Origin of the sequence: Psychromonas sp. CD1, assembly GCF_002239585.1 — a bacterium.
Taxonomy (GTDB): Bacteria; Pseudomonadota; Gammaproteobacteria; order Enterobacterales; family Psychromonadaceae; genus Psychromonas.
Map to the genome: position 1 here is coordinate 592,778 of NZ_NDFH01000003.1, position 19,862 is coordinate 612,639.

Genomic DNA, 19,862 nt, shown 5'->3' on the forward strand with positions numbered 1-19,862 from the left:
AGATTTAACACCATTGTGTTTGATGAGTTAAAGACAATAAAAATAAAACGCCTTGCAAGTCTAAATTGACTAATGCACTGTGTGCTTGCTTTTGTACTATGGGTTTGGCATGTAAAGCAATTCCTAATCCCGCAGATTGCAACATAAGCAAATCGTTAGCACCATCGCCAATCGCAATGGTTTGTTCTCTAAGGATACGATATTCCCCCCTTAACTTCGCTAATGTTCGCGCTTTAACATCCGCATTAATGATTTCTCCTACTAACTTTCCAGTTAATACACCGTTTTTAACCTCTAAATGATTAGCAATACAGAAATCGAAACCGTGATCCGCTTGCAGTCTATCCGCAAAATAATGAAAGCCTCCCGATGCGATAGCGACTTTCCAACCTGCTTGATGTAATTGCGTGATAAGGACATTAAGGCCTGGCATCAAAGGCATAGCATCCGCGACTTGTTTGAGTAAGGTTAATGATGCGCCACTTAATTTACTTACACGGGTGCGCAAACTGGTATTAAAATCAATTTTTCCGTGCATGGCATCCTTTGTAATAGTCGCCACTTCTTCACCGACACCATATAAACACGCAATTTCATCAATGCACTCAATTTGAATGGCAGTTGAATCCATATCCATTAAAACAAGACCCGGTTTTGAAAAGTCAGGAAAAGAAATTCGCAGTGCAAAGTCTAATTTTTCTTGTTGTACAAATTTACCTAAACTATCTTTTAATCGCACAGGAAAAGCATTTAATAATAAACGAATTCCTGTAATATCAACTATCTTTTCTGGGGTACATAGCTGTAAACAAGTAATGTTTTGTTTGTTCAATAAATTTAACAACAATTGTAATTGCTGAGTCGTAAAAACCTTGCCCATAACAATTAGCTCAGCCTCTTTTTTGAAATTTTTTGGCCGACATTGAACAAATTTATTCGCCAAATAAAAAAACTGATTCGACTTCGGAAACTGTTTTTTTAATGATGCTTTCCAGACTAATATACATTGCGGTTTTTTAGGGAAAATAAGTTTTTCTAAAATATTCACAGTACATATCCTAACTTTATTATCTATAATATCGTAAGATAGCTATTCACGATCACAAGCTTTAAACAGGAGCACAAATGCACAAAAACATGCATTTTTTATTACGATCTTTACAACTTTTAGGGTTATTCGTCATTCTTTTAACCCTTGTTTATCAACTAATTGTACTACGTAATAGTGCGAATATTCTGCGCCAACAGCAAACTGAAAAGTTTTCATTTTCATTAACTAATTTAGCCGGGGCAGAAGCCACTCGTTATTTACTTGAAAATAAAAACAAAGAATTAAAATTACTCATTGATAATTTAAGTAATGATCCTATGGTACGCGATGCGACACTTTACAATCAATTTGGCAAAGTACTTTTCCAATCAAATCAATCTCTTAGTTTAGATAGTTTATTAAATTTAAATACCAAGGATAAAATAACCAATGAGGGTTTAATTCCTTATGTCATTGAGCTACATAATAACCAGAAAAGTCTCGGCTATTTACGCATTACTTTAGAGCAAAATAAAATATTAACTCTGTTTCATTCCTATCAAGAAACCAGTTTTAAAATTCTTATCTGTTTACTCTGTCTTGCCTTTTTTGCAGGTACCATCATAATGGCATTATTTTTTAATCAAGTAGTCAGTCGTTATTCGCGCATTCAAAATGGTATACAGAAATTAATTAGTAGCAACCAATTCCTATAAAAAAGCCTTACAAAGTAAGGCGTCTCAAATTGTTTTTACGCAAAATTATTATTGACAAAATCCCAGTTAACCAAAGCCCAAAAACCTTTTAAGTAATTAGGTCGCACATTACGATAATCAATATAATATGCATGTTCCCATAAATCGACGGTGAGTAATACTGTCACTGAATTATCCGTTAACGGAGTGCCCGCATTTGAGGTATTAATAATATCAAGTGTACCGTCTTCTTTTTTAACAAGCCAAGTCCACGATGAAGCAAAATTATTAATAGCCTTATCATTAAATATTTCTTGAAATGCTTCAAACGACCCAAATTGTTTAATGATAGCAGTCCCTATCTTCCCCGTGGCAGTTCCTCCTGCATTAGGCGCTAAACAATTCCAGTAAAAAGTATGATTCCATACCTGTGCAGCATTATTAAAAAGAGGGCCTGTTGCACTTTGAATAATATCTTCTAATGATTTCCCCTCAAGTTCAGTACCTTCAATTAACCCATTTAATTTAAGGATATACGTCGCATGGTGTTTCCCATGATGATACTCTAATGTTTCAGCTGAAATATGAGGTTCTAGGGCATTTTTTGCAAAAGGTAACGCAGGTAATTCAAAAGCCATGATCTTATCTCCAATATATAAATGAATGAACGAACGAACGAACGAACGAACGAACGAACGAACGAACGAACGAAGTAATTCTGATCAATAAATTGATCTATGATGATCATGAGCATGATAAATATACCCAAGCAGACTTATATGGGAGCAGTGTGCAGGCGGGGGATGATTTACAAACGGGTGGTACGTATAATCCGTTTGCGGACTTAATGAATAAAATGAAAAAATAAGCGTTTAGCCTAGGTGTAATCAACCAAAGACACTATCGATTGGTTTTTTACACCACCTTTAAATTTCTTCGCGTTGTATGGATATCACCACACGTCTATTTTGCATGCGACCTAACACATTACGGTTATCAGCAATATGACGTTTTTCACCAAAACTTGATACTTGAATTTTATCAGCTTCCAAACCTATCTCTTTTAAGTAACTTTTAATAGATTCTGCACGTTTTTTGGACAATGTCATATTATGTGATTTAGTTCCGTAGCTATCAGAATACCCAGCCACTAAAACAACACTGATATTTTCATCATATTTTATATAATCGCCAATCATTTTTAAACGTTTTTTTGAAAAAGTATCGAGCTCTATGCCATTTTTCGCATATTTAAGAATACTGTAAGAAATATCATCAAAATTATAAGGTAGTAAATTAGCAATACAATTATTGAATTCATCATAACTTTTTAAAAAATTGATGGAAGATAAGCCTACACTGGTGACCTGATTACCGTTATACCAATCTTTAAAATAAAAAGTAGGGTATTGGCCTTGTTCTAATTCACTGAGCATAAGCCATGCTTTTTGTTGAGTTGCATAACCATTAAATTGTTGATGGAACTTCACTTGTGATATCGGGGTCGCCGGACTGCCGGGCCGCCATAGGGGAGGAATGGATATCAAGGTTGCCATCGTAGTTTTAGGCATGGGGAGTTTACTTTTTAAAATGAAATTAAGGTTTATTTTTTTACTGGCACGCGCATCAAAATTTGCTTGTCCATAACGTGGAATTGGATGCTCAAGTGTACATTGTATCGGTGTAGATGTAGATACATACCAGAGTGAATTATCAAGATTAGCATAATAGGTTTTATTACCATTCCGTTATCCTTAAGAATAATAATGTTTTTTTACATTGAATTATTAGGTACAATCCTCATAAATCAAATTAGGATACGAAAATGGAAACACTCGATAAAATTAAAAAGCAAATCAATGACAATAGCGTCTTATTATATATGAAAGGCTCACCAAAATTACCCAATTGTGGTTTTTCATCACAAGCATCTAAAGCCCTCATGCAATGCGGAGCCCCGTTTGCCTACGTTGATATCCTACTAAACCCAGATATCCGCGTAGAGCTCCCTAAATATGCTGATTGGCCAACATTCCCTCAACTCTGGGTTGCAGGTGAATTAATTGGTGGCTGTGATATTATTTTAGAAATGTTTCAAAGCGGTGAGTTACAGCCAATTATTCAAAATGCCACGAAAAAAGTTGAATAAAGCTCCTCTCTTTTTAAAATATTGATTTAAGTAAGGGACTCCCTTGCTTAAATCACTCTACGGGCCACCCTCCCAAAGCTTTTAATTTATTAACCATATAAAAAAACAATTCTGCCGTTACTTGTGTGTCATATAATGCAGAGTGTGCTTCTTCATTATTATAATCAATATTCGCTTGCTCACATGCTTTTGCCAAGACAGTTTGTCCTAAAATCAGACCCGCCATACTTGCAGTATCAAAACAAACAAAGGGATGAAACGGTACCCTCTTTAAATGGCAACGTTGACTAGCTTTATTTATAAATCCCTGATCGAAAGCTGCATTATGCGCCACTAAAACAGACCGATTACACGCATTCAATTTTTGATGTTTACGCACCATTTTGAATATTTCCGTTAATGCTTTTTGCTCATCAATGGCTCCCCTTAGAGGGTTAAAGGGATCAATACCTGTAAATTCAAGTGCTTTAGGATCCATATTTGCCCCTTCAAAAGGTTGCACATGAAAGTGCATTTGTTCAGCACAATAAAGATAGCCCTGTTTATCCATCGCAGGAAAAATAGCTGCAATCTCTAATATAGCGTCGGTTTGCGCATTTAATCCTGACGTCTCAATATCAATAATAACGGGGTAATAACCCCTAAAACGGTTAACTAATGTATCTTCCATAAAAAACTCATGCACAAAAAAACATATTATGCCAAAATAAATAAAATTAAACTAAAGAAATATAACGAGATGCCGATAAATATTAAGACTTCATAGACTGTGAGCAAATTTATGCGAAAAATAATAGTACCTATCTTGCTCTGCAGCTTAAATACGAGTTATGCTGGTAATAAAACCTATTATGCTAATCTTGATAATTCACTCTGGTATGTATCTACATCTACACCGATACAATGTACACTTGAGCATCCAATTCCACGTTATGGACAAGCAAATTTTGATGCGCATGCCAGTAAAAAAATAAACCTTAATTTCATTTTAAAAAGTAAACTCCCCATGCCTAAAACTACGATGGCAACCTTGATATCTATTCCTCCGCAATGGCAGCCCGGCAGTCCGGCGACCCCGATATCACAAGTGAAGTTCCATCAACAATTTAATGGTTATGCGACTCAACAAAAAGCATGGCTTATGCTCAGTGAATTAGAACAAGGCCAATACCCTACTTTTTATTTTAAAGATTGGTATAACGGTAATCAGGTCACCAGTGTAGGCTTATCTTCCATTAACTTTTTAAAAAGTTATGATGAATTCAATAATTGTATTGCTAATTTACTACCTTATAATTTTGATGATATTTCTTACAGTATTCTTAAATATGCAAAAAATGGCATAGAGCTCGATACCTTTTCAAAAAAACGTTTAAAAATGATTGGCGATTATATAAAATATGATGAAAATATCAGTGTTATTTTAGTGGCTGGATATTCTGATAGCTACGGAACTAAATCACATAATATGACATTGTCCAAAAAACGTGCAGAATCGATTAAAAGTTACTTAAAAGAGATAGGTTTGGAAGCCGATAAAATTCAAGTATCAAGTTTTGGTGAAAAACGTCATATTGCTGATAACCGTAATGTGTTAGGTCGCATGCAAAATAGACGTGTGGTGATATCCATCCAACGCGAAGAAATTTAAAGGTGGTGTAAAAAACCAATCGATGGTGTCTTTGATTGATTACACCTAGGCTAAACGCTTATTTCTTCATTTTATTCATTAAGTCCGCAAACGGATTATACGTACCACCCGTTTGTAAATCATCCCCCGCCTGCACACTGCTCCCATATAAGTCTGCTTGGGTATATTTATCATGCTCATGATCATGACAATAAATACATAATAACTCCCAATTACTGCCATCAGCAGGATTATTTGCATGATCATGATCACAGTGATGTACCGTCAATTCACGTAAATTAGAATAAACAAACTCCCGTGTACACTTACCACACACCCAAGGAAATAACTTTAATGCTTTATCTCGATAATCATTTTCAAGATTTTTATAGTTATTTGGAATATAAGCCATAACACCTTTGCCATTAAATTTAAAAGAGAAGTATATTTTAACCGTTCTACACTACTGAGTGAATAGGTAAATTAAAATAATCTACCATAATAAATATCATCTTTATTGTATGGTCTTACATTACCTCGCATCGCTATTTACGTAATTAAATGTATCTCTACCAGATCATCAGTTAGACTGTCATATAATATTCTATTTTTAGCGCATCAAAGCATAAAGAAACCTTTCTAAAAGGTAAGCGCAATGAACAAAAGGTTTTAAAATTAAATGAGTAAAGTTAACATCCAATGGTTTCCTGGACATATGCACAAAGCACACAAACAAATTCTAGAAGTGCTACCGCAGGTTGATATTATCATTGAAGTCGTCGATGCGCGTATTCCTTATAGTAGTGAAAATCCATTAATTGCCAATATTCGGACAAATACCCCCTGCATAAAAGTGCTAAATAAGGCTGATCTTGCCGATCCAAAAATTACTGCTGAATGGATAACGTATTTAGAAAAAGAACAAGGCATTAAAGCCCTTGCAATTAGCACATTAAAAACAGAACAAGTGCATCAGATAACTAAACTCTGTCAACAAATGTTACCGAATAAAATGGCACAAGATAAGCAAATTCGCGCGATGATCATGGGAATTCCCAATGTAGGGAAATCAACTATTATTAATATCTTAGCGGATAGGATCATTGCAAAAACAGGTAATGAGCCCGCCGTAACAAAAAATCAGCAACGTATTCGGTTACCTAGTGGTATTATTCTTTTAGATACACCAGGCTTTCTTTGGCCTAAAATTGAAAATGCAGATTCTGGCTATCGCTTGGCAGTAACTGGTGCTATTAAAGATACCGCCATTGAATATGAAGATATTGCCTATTATGCTGCCGAATATCTTATCGCTAATTACCCAGATAGACTAAAAAAACGTTATGAACTTGCTGAAGTCCCAGAAACAGATCATGAGTTGATGGAGGCTATTGCGGTGCGTCGAGGTTGCTTACGTGCAGGCGGACATTTTGATATTTATAAAGTTTCTACAATATTACTGAATGAATTACGCTCTGGCGCATTAGGTCCTTTAAGCATCGAAACCCCCGCAATGGCATCTGTTGAAAAAGTAGCCGTAGCGAAATTAATGGCCGAACAAGCTGAAAACAAAATCGAAAAGAAAAAGGCGCGTAAACATAAACGTCGCCGTTGATTTACTTCTTTTAAAAAAGCGCTTTTTATAAGCGCTTCTTTTCTATTGTTTTTATCTCATCGTTTATTATTTAAAAAACTGCGGTAAATATCTTTTATTCTCAATCAAAATATCATCCACTATTTTTTTTGCTGTCGATACATTGATCACGGTACGATTGAGTGTCAGTGCATTGACTAATGTTTGCTTTGAGCCAGTAAACCACGCATCTACCACTAACTTTTCAAAACCTAGTTGAGTTTCGATCAGCGCTTTATGAAAGGTCGGTATATCACCAATCGAATATGGCTCTACCCCATGATTCATTAACGCTGCAGGTACTTCAACCATCGCATCATCTTGTAAATTACGAATAATGCCTTTATTCGGCACAATAACAATAAATTTATCTCCTTTGTTAAAGAGTAAAGAAGCCGCGACTCGTACCATATAAATACCATGAATATCTGCATGCATATTTTCATGTTGGGTCGTTTTATTGTCAATAATACGTTGGCACATAGCAAAAACCGTTTTTTCTCTACCATTAATCACTTGGCGCGCACGAGTATTATTAATATCTTCCTTCGCCACCATTTTTTCTGGATATAAATAATATTGCAAATAGGTACTTGGGAGATGTTCTGGGTTATCCGCTAACATTACTTGCATATTTTTAAAGGTAGCCTGCCATGATTGATCGTGTGCGATATCAACCGCACTTGCCTCTAAACCTTTTTCTAAAATAATATCTTTAATCTTTTGAGTCAGATCTTCCCCTTGATGATTACGAATTTTTGTAAACCAACCATAGTGATTAAGACCATAGTATTCAGGAACAAGATCCCAAAGTTCACAACCCAGCATTTTTGCATAGCTTTCCATAATGACACATGGCATATCACAAATATTAAGAATTTTTTTATCATTAGGGAATACACGATTTAATGCCTCTGCCACAATAGCTGCTGGATTGGTATAGTTTAATACCCATGCATCCGGACTATACTTACGAATATTTTTAATAAGATCAATCATATCTCCAATAGAGCGTAAACCGTAAGCCATTCCTCCCGCCCCACATGTTTCCTGTCCAACACAACCATGAGATAATGATATCTGCTCATCACGCTCGCGCATGGCGAGGCCACCCGTACGTATTTGAATAAAAAATACATCTGTATCTTTAAATGCTTTTTCTCTATCCGTTGTGTAAATAAACTCTTCAACTTCTGGGTATTTTTCCTGTAATAAAATTTTTGTCGCTTCAGCATTGAGTTGTTGACGTTCTGCATCTATGTCATAAAAACGCACGCTTTTAAGTGGTAGATTATTTTTTTCTGCAATCAAACTCATAATAATACCCAAGGTATAAGTTGATCCGCCACCAATTATAGTTAAATTTTGTTTCTTCATCATAGAACTCTCTGTTGTTATGTAAACACTCTTCTCATAACAAAGCATACACACATGTATACTATATGTATAATCGAAAGGTATTCCCCAGTGATGATTCTGCTAAGAAAGTCATTTACTTAGCGATCAGATCAGCATCAAAAAAATGGTCAAAACCAATTCAAAACTGGAGAGCTGCGATGAATCGGTTTATCATTGAGTTTGAAGACCGTTTAAAGCGCCACCTGTAAAATGGTAATTACACAGAATTATTTACAGGGTCACATTTTCTGAAATTTAATCTCTAAAATTATTAAATTGAAAAGGTTGTCCTAATTCGGCACTATTAACTAATGCCATAACCGCTTGCAAATCATCACGTTTTTTTCCCGTCACACGTAATTGCTCACCTTGTAATGCAATTTGCACTTTAATTTTTTTATCTTTTACCAGTTTAATCAATTTTTTTGCAGTAGCTTGATCAACACCTTCTTTAAATTTAATCGTTTGTGACCAAGACTTAACACTGTGCGTTGCTTTTTCCGTATCCATAGAGCTTGCTTCAATACCGCGTTTAATCACATTCGTTCGTAATATATCAAGTAATTGACGCAATTGTGTATCATATTCAGCATTCAGCTTCGCCACCCCTTTTTCAAAAGAAAAACTTGCTTTTACTCCACGAAAATCAAAACGTTGCTCTAACTCACGATTTGCATTATCCACCGCATTTTTTAATTGAGCCACATCTACTTCTGAAACGATATCAAATGAAGGCATTTTTTATTCCTGTTTTTTTATTGAATTAATAATGCTTAAGTTACCAGAATTAATGCCGTTGAGCTATGATAGTGCAACTTAAATCGAGTCAGAAAGGGATAAATATGTGGCAAATTATCGGCGCAGGCGCTATTGGTTGTTTATGGGCTGCAAATTTATATCAACAAGGAGAAAAAGTTCGTTTAATAACACGTCACCCTGTCGATGCTGATTTCTTGCTTTATCAAGATATACAAGGCATACATTGGCGATTACCTATTTCACATCATCATAAACTTCTCAAAAGTACCCAACCTATTTTAATATGCGTTAAAGCAACACAGGTCTGCCAAGCAATACAAGCACATAAAGCGCAGATACAAGATGGGCAAGGGATAATCCTCATGCATAACGGCATGGGATGTGCAGAGGAGATACAAAAAATACTCCCTAAAAACCCCATAATTTGTGCCACAACAGCGAATGCAAGTTTATTGCTCTCTCCTTTTAACATTCGCCATACTGGTAAGGGAAGCACATATCTCGGCCCATTTAATCAACAAGCAAAATCTTATCAAGATATTGTAATACCTTTAAATAAAGCTTTAAACGATTGTCATTGGTGTGACAAGATAGAAAGTAAATTATGGCTAAAATTATTAATCAATATTGCGATTAACCCACTAACGGCTATTCACCAAATAAACAACGGCGCCTTAAAGAAAGAAAGTATGCAAAAACTTATCAAAAACATACTCAAAGAAGCTTTTTTAGTTCTTCCCAAAAAAACACTGCTCATGAGTGAAACTGAAGTATATCAACTTATTCTGCAGGTGATTAATTTAACAACAGATAATTACTCTTCCATGAATCGTGACATTTATTTTAAACGGCACACAGAAAATGAATATATTAATGGTTATATATTAAAAAAGGCAATGCAACAAAACATTGCATTGCCGACTATCAATAGCCTGTATAAAGATATTAAAGCGCTGGAAGTGAGCTCATTAATTCACTCACATACGTCTTAATATGTTCACTCAAATAATTATCTAAACGTGATTGTAATAATGAGGATTGTTTTGCAGATATTTTAATGGGCCAACGCTTACGACTTATCACTTGTCCATTTTCAACAAAAGATAACTGATAGCTAGCATGTAACCAATACCAACTATTTGTATAAATAGGCGTATTTAAAGACAAATCAGCGGACACGTTAATATCTGCATCTACCACAACACGCATACCTAACTCGGCTAATGCTGAGGTTATTAATTTTTGTTGTTGCTTATCCGGTTGTTGCACACTTACTTTTAATGTCGCTAGTTTTTTAGCCATCATTTGCTCTATTTTAGCACTTGAAATAAGCATAGGAACACCACTTAAACGCACTTGCTGTAACTGCTCATTAGCAACTTCTCGCGCTAATTGTAAATCTCGAGCTTTACTCAATGCATGTAACGAAGCAATGCTATTGGGGGCGTCCTGTAAACTATAATCAATAAGAGAACGACTTTGTTCATCTAATGCATCGATAGATTCCGTTAAACTTTGAGCCGCTTTATATTTCTCTAAGAGTGCTACCGCATAGTACTCTCCGCCAGAACTCTGCCAACTTTCTTTTATCATAACGCCTTTTAACGTATGCTCGCTCTCCGTTGCAATTTGCCGTTGCAAGGCAATTTTACTTTGCATTGTGACACCTAATGGCGTTTCTTGTTTATTTGCTTGTGTTAGCATATCGCTTTGTACATGAATTTTAACCGAAAAAACATCCGATAAATTTGCCAATGCATTTTGCCGAGCTCGCTCAAGATTAGATGCTTGTCCCACGGCGCTTAAGTATTGATCGCTCGCATAAACCGCACTCGGTTGATTCACCCACTGCGGTCGACTTTTGGTTTGTGGATCACTGGCGCACGCACTGAGTAAAAAGCAACTGATTAACAATATATATGACGAGATATACTTCATAGCATAAAAATGCGATAAAAATGCGATAAAAATGAGATGAAAGCACAGTAAAAGTGCTCTCATCTCAAAGATTAGCCTCGTATTTTACTATTAGTCACCAATTTTTTTATTTTCTTCTGTCCAATCCACACTTTACGATTATCTTTAATACTAATAAGTTCTAAATCAACTTGATAAAAGCGTACTTGCATATCCCCATCAACATCAATAATAGTATTAATTTGTCCTTGCATCATAAAGTCAGCACCGTATTCTTGACCCATTACCTTACGTGTATTGGCACTTGCATTTAAATCTTGATCTCCACGCTCATCTCGAATGTCTTGACGTTGTGTTGCTGATGCCACAAATTGGACTTCGCCTGAATTAATTAACTCACGCTCCATATCGGCAACAAATGTATTGGTATTAATATGCTCATGGCTTAAGTTTCTTATACGACCCACGATCACTACAGGCTCAGTACCATTTAATTGTGTAAATTTACGGATCCAAGGGCGGGATAAAACATCGTCAATCATCTCTTGTGCGACCAACTGAGAGTCCGTATCATTCCAAGCTCCACTTAAATCAACCACTTTACTACTGTCTAATCGCTCTACAGACGTTGAACAAGCACTTAAAAGTACAAGTGCAAACATAAAGCTGGTTATTTTCATTATCGATTTCATTTTATTCTCCAATAGTCTCTTCAACACTGATTAATTTCCCTAAATTTTTACCACCCAACAAATGTAGGTGGATATGATAAACTTCTTGACCCGCATCTTGATTACAATTCATAATCAAACGATATCCAGAAATATCAACGCCTTCTTGTTTGGCTAAAATTTTAGCCACACAATAAAGTTTACCGACTAGCACCTCATCTTCTACTTCAATATCATTAACTGTCGCAATCAATTTATTCGGAACAATTAAAATATGCACTGGTGCTTGAGGAGATATATCTCTAAACGCTGTGACAAAATCATCTTGATATACAATATCCGCGGGGATCTCTTTATTAATTATTTTTCTAAAAATTGTTTCTTCCGACATAATTGCTCTCTTTTATCATTCTGCAATGGCACCTTTGCCAATACCCTCATACGCATAAACAGTGATTTGGTTATTAGCCCCCTGTTGTATCTTTATCTGTTGGTGAATGAAATTCGCCAATTCTTCAACCGTCGTCTCTTGAGGTAAAATTTCAATGCGGGAAGCACTGATTAATAGTTCAAAATAACCTTGCTGTGCATGATATGCACCCGCGACATAATCTATCGTCTTATCTTTGGGTGTAAAAGACAGAGCAGATACATCAATTTTATCCTCTTGACTCAGTAAATAAATATCTTTCCAACGCCGCGCCCAGCTTTCCACTAAATCTGGAGCATAAATATCATTGATAAAAACATCAATTTTTGAACGATGCCCATGTGCAATACGTTGACAATTACCGCTATGTTTTTTTAAACCATGTGTATAATGATAATAAGGTGTGTTTATTTTTTCAGGGTGCAGAGTTACCTCTAACCCGTTAATATTATCAGGTAACTGTTTTAATATAACTTGATTCAAATAATCTTCAATAGCCTTAATCGTAATCTGATAGGTATCTAACAAACAATAAGCTTGATGCGGACATTTAAGCTGAATATAACTATTGTCCTTTAATTTAAAATCAACTTGGGTGCGCTGTTCCTGTTTTTCAACATAACAATTTAGTGCCCGAAGTGGCACTAATAATTTATGATCCACCTCTGCATCAATGATCCCTTTGATTTGTTTTTTTACTAAAGAAAAATCTAAAAGCATCGCATCTGCATTTAGTTTACCTTCTAAGACAATATCCACTTGATAACTTTCACCAACAAAACCTCGACAAGAGTCTAAATAACTCGCATCAATCACTGTTAAATCTCGTACAAATAATTTCATGTTTTATTTAATCTTTTTAAAAAGGAGCGTTTTGATCTTTAGCGCTAGATGCTATCGGAGCTATATCTCGTTTTAACTGTTCGCGTAAATTAGGAGGAATACCGACGATGGTTAATGTATCGGTCTTTACGTCGTATTGAATGCGATCGCCTAAATGTTTTTGATCAAAACTAATACTGACCCCTCCCCCTTGACCCACATATTTAGTGAGTTTTCGTAGAACACTACGATCTACAGGAAAGGTCTTTTCTAAATCAAAATCACTGTCCACAAAATCATAAAAACTACCCGTTAATTTTGGACTTTCTTGCAATTGATCCGATAATGTAGACAAGTCAATATCCTCTCCTTGTTTTAATTGCTCTTTGCAATATTCAAACGCAACTTCACGTACTTCTTGTTTCTTTTCCACCGGAAGATCTTCGCGCACACAAAATTCATCAACCGCTTGCATTAATACTTTATTTTGAATTTTAGTATCAAAGCCTTCTTGTGCCCCCATAAAGTCAAGAAAGAAATCCGCAACTTGTCGGCCTACTCTACCTTTAATAAAAGAAATACAACGGTTAGAATTTGGCTCGCGCTCTAATAACGTTAAATCAATTCTAGCAACTAATTGGATTTTTTTAGTTTCAATGTGTTGACTCGTTTTGAGCTCTAATTTTTCATTAACTCTAATAGATTCATGATTTTGTAATAAAGCAATGAAAAGATAATTACTGGTTGTCCAAGTATACTTACTGATCAATAAAATACCTTGCTCTGCAAAATCATATCTTTTTAATTCATTGACTAAACATGTCGCTACTTTTTGTGAAAAACCAACAAAATCGAGTTGTCCGCTCATCTCTTGGGTCAATGCAGAATAAAAATCGTTACTTTTATCTTTTTTTGTCGAAAAGGATGCAAACGCTTTATTTGTTTTACTCTGATAGGTACGATGTAATTCCATTAAAAAATCTTCAATAGATGGCGAAATAGGTAATTCCCCGTCCCGCATTTTACACTGTAAAATCCCTTCCGAATTATAATAAAGAGAGTGTAAAATAATATTACTAGCAGAAATATTCATACAAATAAGTACCTAATTTAAAAAAACAATTATAGACATTTTATACTAAGCGTATATAAAAAACAGACAAACAACTCAACACGCGAAAAATAACCGAAAAAGAGCACTTATTGCATCTTTATCCTCACTCGATAAATTTTATTGTCTATTCATCTGCCCATATCCCTTTATCAAAAAATCATCATGATACACTAACCTCTGGTCTGATCATTGAGTGAAAAAAAATTTTTATGATGAATATTATTGTTTATATTTGGAGTAAGTGTGTTGCTAGGGTATTATGATTTTTATTTAATTAGAGTCAGTAAAAAAGCATGCCAATAATTTCTAAATATTCCAGTAAAAAAATTGAAAGTATCCTAAATTTAATTAGAGTCAGTAAAAAAGCATGCCAATAATTTCTAAATATTCCAGTAAAAAAATTGAAAGTATCCTAAATGAAGTCATGGATGTTCTACACCACAATAATGTTTCTGTTGATTTAAGTTTAATGATTTTAGGTAATAGCATTACACATATTATTAACAGTCAAGTACCACCACATAAACGCACTGAAATCAGTGATAAATTTGTTAAAGCACTGAGTGCTTCCATTAATAAAAAAGATACCTAAATAATATGGTTGAAACTGGTAATAAATTTCATGATAACGTATCCCGATTACTAAGTTGGGCACATTGGTTTACTTTTTTCAACTTGATCCTCGTGACATTGATAAGCCTACGCTATGTAAAATACGCAGGTTTACCTCATTCAGGTTTAGGTATCGCTTACCAATTTATCAGTTTAATCGGCCATACTAGTTTTTTAAGTGCCATTATTTTCACTCTTATATTATTCCCACTTAGCTTTGTTATCCCTTGGCCTCGCGTATATCGTATTATGGCGATTGGCATTGCAACCACTGCGGTCACCTTTTTAATTATTGATACACAAATATTTAAACTTTATAACTTTCATTTAAATCCTCTTATTTGGCAGTTCTTACAACGGCCAGAGCAAGTAGAACAAATATATTCCATCAATTTACATTATATTTCAATCCCTATTATTCTGGCGATAGAGATCGCATTTTCTTTTCTCATTCGTCGAAAATCACGTCGATTACAAGCAAAAACTATTGCCAAACCCATTGCCATTTTCCTATTTACTACGTTTATTATTAGTCATTTAACCTATATTTGGGCCGATGCAACACAATATCGTCCTATTACCCAGTTAAAATCAATTTATCCACTTTCCTACCCAATGACCGCTCGTTCTTTTTTGAAAAGACAAGGCTGGTTATCAAATGATAAATTACAAAACCGCATGAACCAAGATGACGAAGCTAAAAGCTATGAATTGCAATATCCTCTTTCGCCTTTAACCTTTAAAGAGACAGGGCAAACACAAAATGTATTACTCATTGCAGTGGAATCATTACGTGCCGATATGCTAAACAAAAAAAATATGCCATTTACGTACAAGCTCACTGAACAAGGACTTAATTTTACCAATCATTTTAGTGGTGCTAATAATCGAGCCCAAGGAATATTCAGTCTGTTTTATGCTTTACCTAATCGCTATTGGACAGAAATAACTCTCAATTATATCTCACCGATACTGATAGAAAGTTTAGATAACAACGGTTACTCTTTTGGACTGTTTTCTAGTATTGGTTTTTTACACCCCGAATTTTCACAAAGTGCGTTTAGTAAGTTAGACAATAACCGTTTGCAAAAATATGCGCATTTAAAAAATAATCAAACAAGTGTTAGGCAATGGGAAAACAAAATATCTCAAACAAAGATTAAAAATAAATGGTTTGATTTCATATACTTAGCCCAAGAAAATGGGGCGTCTCTAGATCATGATTCTATTCTATCTTTAACAGCACAAGGACAAAAGCTACAACGTTACCAAGCTCAAGTTTTAAAAATAGATACGTATATAAAAACAATCATTAATACATTAAAAAGACAAAAACTATATAATAATACCATTGTGCTAATTACAGGTACTCACGGCGCAACCTTTGAAAAATCATCGAGCCCCGCTGCAAGTATCAGCAATGCACATGTTCCATTACTCATTTTATGGCCAGGGAAAGAAAAAAAAGAAATTTCTCGTTTTACCAGCCATGTCGATATCGTACCCACATTGATGATTGAACTACTCGGCAATCAAGATGATCCTTCTTTATACAGTAGTGGGCAAAGTTTATTTAACTCACAATCTCGCCGCTATTTATTATCTGGTGATTTCAAAAACTATGTCATTTATGAAAAAGATAAAATTACACAATTCTCAATGAACGGAAAAATAAGCTCCATTAATTGGCAAGGACAAACATTAAATAATGACGAATTTGATATCACATTATTAATTGATGTTCTGTCTAAAGTGCGCCGATTTAATAAGTAATGGGTCATCCACCTATCAAAGTAAAGCAAAATAGGTAGAAAGGCTTCCAATACAAATTACCTCTATTGAATTGAAATAATCTTGAGTTTGTTATATTATTGTTTTTAAAGTTAATTTAGGTTGTTTTGTTTGAGGTGATGTAACATTTTTATAAAAATGATTATTTTCCACTACGACAATGTGACTTAATAGTGACTTTTTCGTTAGGCGTTGTTATGTGACTAAAAAATAAATAAAAAAGGCTAGTGTTAATATGTTGGCGTTATGTTAATGGTTTGTGTTGCTTCTCATAACGCTTAATTTGGTTAGCGTACAAATATTTCTATGTTTATTTTCTGATATTATCGGTACATAATTTTACCCTAATTTAGTAGGAATATTCCTTAGTATTGTGTTACTTGTACTTATTTTCTGTTGGAAGCTACTTATGTTTAGAATTCAAAGTAAAAATATTAAAACAGGCATTTTAGACACAAGGCTTCTTCGATATTAAAGAAGAGAAGTCTTGAACATGAGATTAGGTGGAAAGGTAAGTCGTGCGATGTTACCTTTCCTTTTGTTCGGTGTTAAAGGGGAAGAGTAAGTGGCTTTGCTAGTTTTCCGATAAGTTGCCCACTATCTGTTTTAACGTTATGTAAAATGACATCAATAATGTCACCAAGTTGTAATTCTGTTTGCCCTGAAATGAAGACTTTACCTTGTTCACGGTTACAGTCGATTTGTTTTGCATCTTGGGTGTCTAAGCAAAGTAAACTGCAAGGCAGGAAGAATGTCGCCCCATTTTCTTGTATGCGCACTCGGATTCCCGCTTTGATAACATCAAAAATTTCAGCTTTATATTGCCACTTTGATTTAACTTGTTCGTTAAAGTATTGTCCGTAGAGATGATTATTGACATCTCTTTCTGCAAGACGTTGTGCTTTACGAATATCATTAAATAAAGACCCAATATTTTCATCTATGACGACATTATCATGCTGTAATAGAATTGATTTAATCAATCTGTGATTGAGTAAATCACCGTATTTTCGAATAGGTGATGTCCATGTCGCATAGTGGGCAACGCCCATTGTGAAATGCGCTTCTGGCGTGTTTTTACAATCTGCATAGGTTAATAATTTACGCATACAATGTTCGAGGTAATGATTATTAAGTAATGCGACTTGTTGGCGCATATGAGTGTATCCATGGAGAGTGGCTAATGTTTTAGCATCACTTGTAATACCGTATTCGTGTAATAATGTAACGGCTTTTTCTAAACGATCACTGGCAAGGCCCGAATGGGTGTTAAAAACACCTTGTTGTTTATATTTAGCTAAAAAATCACCAACAAAAATGTTGGCCGCGATCATTGATTCTTCAACGAGGCGATTTGCGCTTCGTCTTGGCTCACAAATGATTTCGGAAACCGCGCCTTTGTTATTAAGCTTTAAAAGGTAGTCGGGTTGACTTTTGAAAACTACATTATGTAATGTTCTCCACTGTAAACGTTTGCTTGTTGCTTTATTTAAAAGGTGTAATTGTTTTGCCAATGTAGGATCTGGTTGCCAAAGTGCATTATCATTTTCTAAATAGTCAGAAACATCGTTATAATTTAAGCGATAATGGGATGCTATCCAAGCGCCAAAAAGAGTACCTTCACCGATTATTTCACCGTGTTTATTGATGTGTAATTGGCAACAAAGTGTCGCACGTTTTTCACCTTCTTTTAAAGAGCATAAGCTGTCACTCAGTTCTCTTGGGAGCATCGGCACGTTAAAGTTGGGTAAATATAAGGTAAAAGCACGTTTTTTAGCTTCGATATCGATTGCACTTCCTGCGTTAACATAAGCGGAGGGATCTGCAATTGCAATACTTAATATCCAGCCTTGATCGGTTTCTTCAATATAAATGGCATCGTCCATATCTTGTGTATTTAGACCATCAATGGTAAAAAAAGGTAAGTCAGTGAGATCCTTACGGGGGAGTTGCTTATCTATTATCGAGACGCTATGCTCAAATTCAGGCGCTTCACAAGGTAGATTATATGTTGCAGCTGCAATCAAACGGTACGCAAAAGGGTCGTTTACATCCGCGATTTTTTCGATGACTTCGATTAAAAACCCATTCTCTTGTAAAGCATGTTTAAGTAGTTTTACTTTTATCCAATCGCCATTTTGATAGCCTTGTGCGCTAAGTTTTTGGCCTCCTTGTATTTTAAAAAAGCCTTTGATCAGCGGATTTTTTGCTTGGATAGATATTTTCTTTTCTTTAATCAGCAGCTTTGCAATAAAAATGTCGGTGATGGTTTTTTTTAGTTGAACTGGTTCTGCAGTCGACTTATCTCCGGTGCTACGGATCAATGCAATAATCTGATCGCCATGTAGTACCTTTTTCATTTCTTGCGGAGGTATAAAAAAACGTTTTCCTTTATCTGTTTCTAAAAAACCGTAACCACGATCTGTTGCTTTTACTATTCCTTGACGTTTTGGGATATCTTTTTGGATCTGTTCTTTTAATTGACTAAGCAACGCATTATTTTGAAACATAGAGTAAGACCTTAAGGCATATAAACTTTGATGAATAGTCAATATAAAGACTTCTTTACTTTAATTAAAGGGGCTGACCTGTAAAAAATGTAAAATTTTAAAATAATTTTAAAAGAGCTTGGCTTTTTGGGTAAATATATTTAAAATGCGCTTCGTTCTGGAGGGGTGGCAGAGCGGCTGAATGCACTGGTCTTGAAAACCTGCGAGGGTTTGTAGCCCTCCTAGAGTTAAAATCTCTATCTCACCGCCACATTCTATAGATAACCCGCTGATTTCAGCAGGTTTTTTCTTGTCTGTGATACTATAAATCATTTGATTGTTAGCGCTCATTGCTCGTAACTAAGCAATTATTTCGTTGTTTAGTCGTGTTTAGTTTTATCATTTTCTAATACGAACATCAATATAATCTATAAATAGCGCAATCTTTAAAATCAGCCTCAAACGTTGCTTTTATTTGATAGGACTAGGGAACACTAATAAAACGCTTCAAAGACCCTTAAGGGGTGTTTCTGATAGCTCTATGCTTATTTAATGTTGTTTGGTAAGTTTTAGCTTGTTCAGTCGTTAAATATTGGTCTATTTCTTTTCTTAGTAAATTACCCGCTGCTTTTTTTTGTGCTTCTAATTCCAAATGTAAATTCACGGGTTTTAATAAATCTTGCTCAAGTCCTGATTTTTTAAAATTAATTATTAAAATAAAT

General features: G+C 34.9%; 22 protein-coding genes, 1 tRNA gene and 2 pseudogenes. 10 read left to right on the forward strand and 15 right to left on the reverse strand.

Going from position 1 to position 19,862, the window contains the following annotated elements; all coding sequences use genetic code 11:
- Positions 1-4 precede the first annotated feature (4 nt).
- Positions 5-1,048 carry a phosphoserine phosphatase SerB gene (gene serB / locus B8W84_RS04140; RefSeq protein ID WP_257797906.1) on the reverse strand — a complete coding sequence of 348 codons (1,044 nt, stop codon included), beginning with the start codon at positions 1,046-1,048 and terminating at the stop codon, positions 5-7.
- A gap of 77 nt (positions 1,049-1,125) precedes the next feature.
- On the opposite strand from serB, the gene B8W84_RS04145 reads away from it, so the two are divergent.
- On the forward strand, positions 1,126-1,746 hold the full coding sequence (locus B8W84_RS04145) for an AhpA/YtjB family protein (protein WP_094752047.1): 621 nt from the start codon (positions 1,126-1,128) through the stop codon (positions 1,744-1,746).
- A gap of 35 nt (positions 1,747-1,781) precedes the next feature.
- Here the strand turns inward: B8W84_RS04145 and B8W84_RS04150 are convergent, their stop codons facing one another.
- Entirely contained in the window at positions 1,782-2,363 is a 582-nt protein-coding gene (locus B8W84_RS04150) for a Fe-Mn family superoxide dismutase (RefSeq protein ID WP_094752048.1), read from the reverse strand.
- Between the two features lie 92 nt (positions 2,364-2,455).
- On the opposite strand from B8W84_RS04150, the gene B8W84_RS04155 reads away from it, so the two are divergent.
- A complete protein-coding gene (locus tag B8W84_RS04155; protein WP_374220141.1) occupies positions 2,456-2,593 on the forward strand; it encodes a hypothetical protein in 138 nt (45 codons plus the stop codon).
- A 58-nt stretch (positions 2,594-2,651) separates the two neighbouring features.
- Here B8W84_RS04155 and B8W84_RS08110 read toward each other — a convergent pair whose 3' ends face one another.
- Both B8W84_RS08110 and B8W84_RS08115 read right to left on the reverse strand, forming a co-directional pair.
- A complete protein-coding gene (locus B8W84_RS08110; protein ID WP_257797948.1) occupies positions 2,652-3,029 on the reverse strand; it encodes an OmpA family protein in 378 nt (125 codons plus the stop codon).
- Positions 3,024-3,443, reverse strand: a pseudogene (locus B8W84_RS08115) (flagellar protein MotY); the annotation flags it as partial. The pseudogene B8W84_RS08115 and the gene B8W84_RS08110, both read right to left, overlap by 6 nt.
- 107 nt (positions 3,444-3,550) lie before the next feature.
- Between B8W84_RS08115 and grxD the strand changes: the two are divergent.
- On the forward strand, positions 3,551-3,874 hold the full coding sequence (gene grxD / locus B8W84_RS04165; protein WP_094752050.1) for a Grx4 family monothiol glutaredoxin: 324 nt from the start codon (positions 3,551-3,553) through the stop codon (positions 3,872-3,874).
- A 52-nt stretch (positions 3,875-3,926) separates the two neighbouring features.
- Here grxD and rnt read toward each other — a convergent pair whose 3' ends face one another.
- Positions 3,927-4,544 carry a ribonuclease T gene (gene rnt / locus B8W84_RS04170; protein ID WP_094752051.1) on the reverse strand — a complete coding sequence of 206 codons (618 nt, stop codon included), beginning with the start codon at positions 4,542-4,544 and terminating at the stop codon, positions 3,927-3,929.
- A 111-nt stretch (positions 4,545-4,655) separates the two neighbouring features.
- Here rnt and B8W84_RS04175 point away from each other — a divergent pair, with 111 nt between their 5' ends.
- The gene (locus B8W84_RS04175) at positions 4,656-5,525 is read left to right on the forward strand and encodes a flagellar protein MotY (protein ID WP_094752052.1); all 870 of its coding nucleotides are present in this window, start codon (positions 4,656-4,658) and stop codon (positions 5,523-5,525) included.
- A 58-nt stretch (positions 5,526-5,583) separates the two neighbouring features.
- Here the strand turns inward: B8W84_RS04175 and B8W84_RS04180 are convergent, their stop codons facing one another.
- Positions 5,584-5,916: a YajD family HNH nuclease gene (locus tag B8W84_RS04180; protein WP_094752053.1), complete on the reverse strand. Its 333-nt coding sequence runs from the start codon at positions 5,914-5,916 to the stop codon at positions 5,584-5,586.
- 267 nt (positions 5,917-6,183) lie between these two features.
- Between B8W84_RS04180 and ylqF the strand changes: the two genes are divergently transcribed.
- Positions 6,184-7,119 carry a ribosome biogenesis GTPase YlqF gene (gene ylqF, locus B8W84_RS04185; RefSeq protein WP_094752054.1) on the forward strand — a complete coding sequence of 312 codons (936 nt, stop codon included), beginning with the start codon at positions 6,184-6,186 and terminating at the stop codon, positions 7,117-7,119.
- 66 nt (positions 7,120-7,185) lie between these two features.
- On the opposite strand, the gene B8W84_RS04190 is transcribed toward ylqF, so the two are convergent.
- A complete protein-coding gene (locus B8W84_RS04190) occupies positions 7,186-8,517 on the reverse strand; it encodes a family 4 glycosyl hydrolase (protein ID WP_219349764.1) in 1,332 nt (443 codons plus the stop codon).
- Positions 8,518-8,588: 71 nt separating this feature from the next.
- On the opposite strand from B8W84_RS04190, the pseudogene B8W84_RS04195 reads away from it, so the two are divergent.
- Positions 8,589-8,744 (forward strand): annotated as a pseudogene (locus B8W84_RS04195) (IS256 family transposase); the annotation flags it as partial.
- 46 nt (positions 8,745-8,790) lie between these two features.
- Here B8W84_RS04195 and B8W84_RS04200 read toward each other — a convergent pair.
- Positions 8,791-9,273 (reverse strand): YajQ family cyclic di-GMP-binding protein, encoded by a 483-nt coding sequence (locus B8W84_RS04200; RefSeq protein WP_094752055.1) that lies wholly within the window; start codon positions 9,271-9,273, stop codon positions 8,791-8,793.
- Between the two features lie 104 nt (positions 9,274-9,377).
- Between B8W84_RS04200 and B8W84_RS04205 the strand changes: the two genes are divergently transcribed.
- Positions 9,378-10,286 (forward strand): ketopantoate reductase family protein, encoded by a 909-nt coding sequence (locus B8W84_RS04205; protein WP_094752056.1) that lies wholly within the window; start codon positions 9,378-9,380, stop codon positions 10,284-10,286.
- On the opposite strand, the gene B8W84_RS04210 is transcribed toward B8W84_RS04205, so the two are convergent.
- The 5 genes from B8W84_RS04210 to yejK all read right to left on the reverse strand — a co-directional run bounded on the left by B8W84_RS04210 (position 10,240) and on the right by yejK (position 14,227).
- Entirely contained in the window at positions 10,240-11,232 is a 993-nt protein-coding gene (locus tag B8W84_RS04210) for an LPP20 family lipoprotein (protein ID WP_180706026.1), read from the reverse strand. The two genes, B8W84_RS04205 and B8W84_RS04210, sit on opposite strands and share 47 nt — an antisense overlap.
- 71 nt (positions 11,233-11,303) lie before the next feature.
- Positions 11,304-11,903 carry a penicillin-binding protein activator LpoB gene (locus B8W84_RS04215; RefSeq protein ID WP_094752058.1) on the reverse strand — a complete coding sequence of 200 codons (600 nt, stop codon included), beginning with the start codon at positions 11,901-11,903 and terminating at the stop codon, positions 11,304-11,306.
- 1 nt (position 11,904) lies between these two features.
- On the reverse strand, positions 11,905-12,273 hold the full coding sequence (locus B8W84_RS04220) for an HIT domain-containing protein (RefSeq protein WP_094752059.1): 369 nt from the start codon (positions 12,271-12,273) through the stop codon (positions 11,905-11,907).
- 15 nt (positions 12,274-12,288) lie between these two features.
- Entirely contained in the window at positions 12,289-13,155 is an 867-nt protein-coding gene (locus B8W84_RS04225) for a 6-carboxytetrahydropterin synthase (RefSeq protein ID WP_094752060.1), read from the reverse strand.
- 16 nt (positions 13,156-13,171) lie between these two features.
- On the reverse strand, positions 13,172-14,227 hold the full coding sequence (yejK, locus tag B8W84_RS04230) for a nucleoid-associated protein YejK (RefSeq protein ID WP_094752061.1): 1,056 nt from the start codon (positions 14,225-14,227) through the stop codon (positions 13,172-13,174).
- Positions 14,228-14,615: 388 nt separating this feature from the next.
- On the opposite strand from yejK, the gene B8W84_RS04235 reads away from it, so the two are divergent.
- Together B8W84_RS04235 and B8W84_RS04240 are read left to right on the forward strand one after the other, a co-directional pair.
- The gene (locus tag B8W84_RS04235) at positions 14,616-14,840 is read left to right on the forward strand and encodes a DUF1414 domain-containing protein (protein WP_094752062.1); all 225 of its coding nucleotides are present in this window, start codon (positions 14,616-14,618) and stop codon (positions 14,838-14,840) included.
- 5 nt (positions 14,841-14,845) lie between these two features.
- Positions 14,846-16,633 carry a DUF3413 domain-containing protein gene (locus B8W84_RS04240; protein ID WP_094752063.1) on the forward strand — a complete coding sequence of 596 codons (1,788 nt, stop codon included), beginning with the start codon at positions 14,846-14,848 and terminating at the stop codon, positions 16,631-16,633.
- A 566-nt stretch (positions 16,634-17,199) separates the two neighbouring features.
- On the opposite strand, the gene B8W84_RS04245 is transcribed toward B8W84_RS04240, so the two are convergent.
- On the reverse strand, positions 17,200-19,161 hold the full coding sequence (locus B8W84_RS04245) for an exoribonuclease II (protein WP_094752064.1): 1,962 nt from the start codon (positions 19,159-19,161) through the stop codon (positions 17,200-17,202).
- A gap of 159 nt (positions 19,162-19,320) precedes the next feature.
- Between B8W84_RS04245 and B8W84_RS04250 the strand changes: the two genes are divergently transcribed.
- Positions 19,321-19,411: transfer RNA gene (locus B8W84_RS04250), tRNA-Ser, on the forward strand.
- A 246-nt stretch (positions 19,412-19,657) separates the two neighbouring features.
- Here the strand turns inward: B8W84_RS04250 and B8W84_RS08005 are convergent.
- Entirely contained in the window at positions 19,658-19,804 is a 147-nt protein-coding gene (locus B8W84_RS08005; RefSeq protein WP_180706027.1) for a hypothetical protein, read from the reverse strand.
- Positions 19,805-19,862 lie beyond the last annotated feature (58 nt).

Coding starts and splice junctions, on each gene's coding strand:
- B8W84_RS04145 (WP_094752047.1), top strand. CDS start 1,126: ATGCACAAAAACATGCATTTTTTATTACGATCTTTACAACTTTTAGGG.
- B8W84_RS04150 (WP_094752048.1), bottom strand. CDS start 2,363: ATGGCTTTTGAATTACCTGCGTTACCTTTTGCAAAAAATGCCCTAGAA.
- grxD (WP_094752050.1), top strand. CDS start 3,551: ATGGAAACACTCGATAAAATTAAAAAGCAAATCAATGACAATAGCGTC.
- rnt (WP_094752051.1), bottom strand. CDS start 4,544: ATGGAAGATACATTAGTTAACCGTTTTAGGGGTTATTACCCCGTTATT.
- B8W84_RS04175 (WP_094752052.1), top strand. CDS start 4,656: ATGCGAAAAATAATAGTACCTATCTTGCTCTGCAGCTTAAATACGAGT.
- B8W84_RS04180 (WP_094752053.1), bottom strand. CDS start 5,916: ATGGCTTATATTCCAAATAACTATAAAAATCTTGAAAATGATTATCGA.
- ylqF (WP_094752054.1), top strand. CDS start 6,184: ATGAGTAAAGTTAACATCCAATGGTTTCCTGGACATATGCACAAAGCA.
- B8W84_RS04190 (WP_219349764.1), bottom strand. CDS start 8,517: ATGATGAAGAAACAAAATTTAACTATAATTGGTGGCGGATCAACTTAT.
- B8W84_RS04200 (WP_094752055.1), bottom strand. CDS start 9,273: ATGCCTTCATTTGATATCGTTTCAGAAGTAGATGTGGCTCAATTAAAA.
- B8W84_RS04205 (WP_094752056.1), top strand. CDS start 9,378: ATGTGGCAAATTATCGGCGCAGGCGCTATTGGTTGTTTATGGGCTGCA.
- B8W84_RS04210 (WP_180706026.1), bottom strand. CDS start 11,232: ATGAAGTATATCTCGTCATATATATTGTTAATCAGTTGCTTTTTACTC.
- B8W84_RS04215 (WP_094752058.1), bottom strand. CDS start 11,903: ATGAAATCGATAATGAAAATAACCAGCTTTATGTTTGCACTTGTACTT.
- B8W84_RS04220 (WP_094752059.1), bottom strand. CDS start 12,273: ATGTCGGAAGAAACAATTTTTAGAAAAATAATTAATAAAGAGATCCCC.
- B8W84_RS04225 (WP_094752060.1), bottom strand. CDS start 13,155: ATGAAATTATTTGTACGAGATTTAACAGTGATTGATGCGAGTTATTTA.
- yejK (WP_094752061.1), bottom strand. CDS start 14,227: ATGAATATTTCTGCTAGTAATATTATTTTACACTCTCTTTATTATAAT.
- B8W84_RS04235 (WP_094752062.1), top strand. CDS start 14,616: ATGCCAATAATTTCTAAATATTCCAGTAAAAAAATTGAAAGTATCCTA.
- B8W84_RS04240 (WP_094752063.1), top strand. CDS start 14,846: ATGGTTGAAACTGGTAATAAATTTCATGATAACGTATCCCGATTACTA.
- B8W84_RS04245 (WP_094752064.1), bottom strand. CDS start 19,161: ATGTTTCAAAATAATGCGTTGCTTAGTCAATTAAAAGAACAGATCCAA.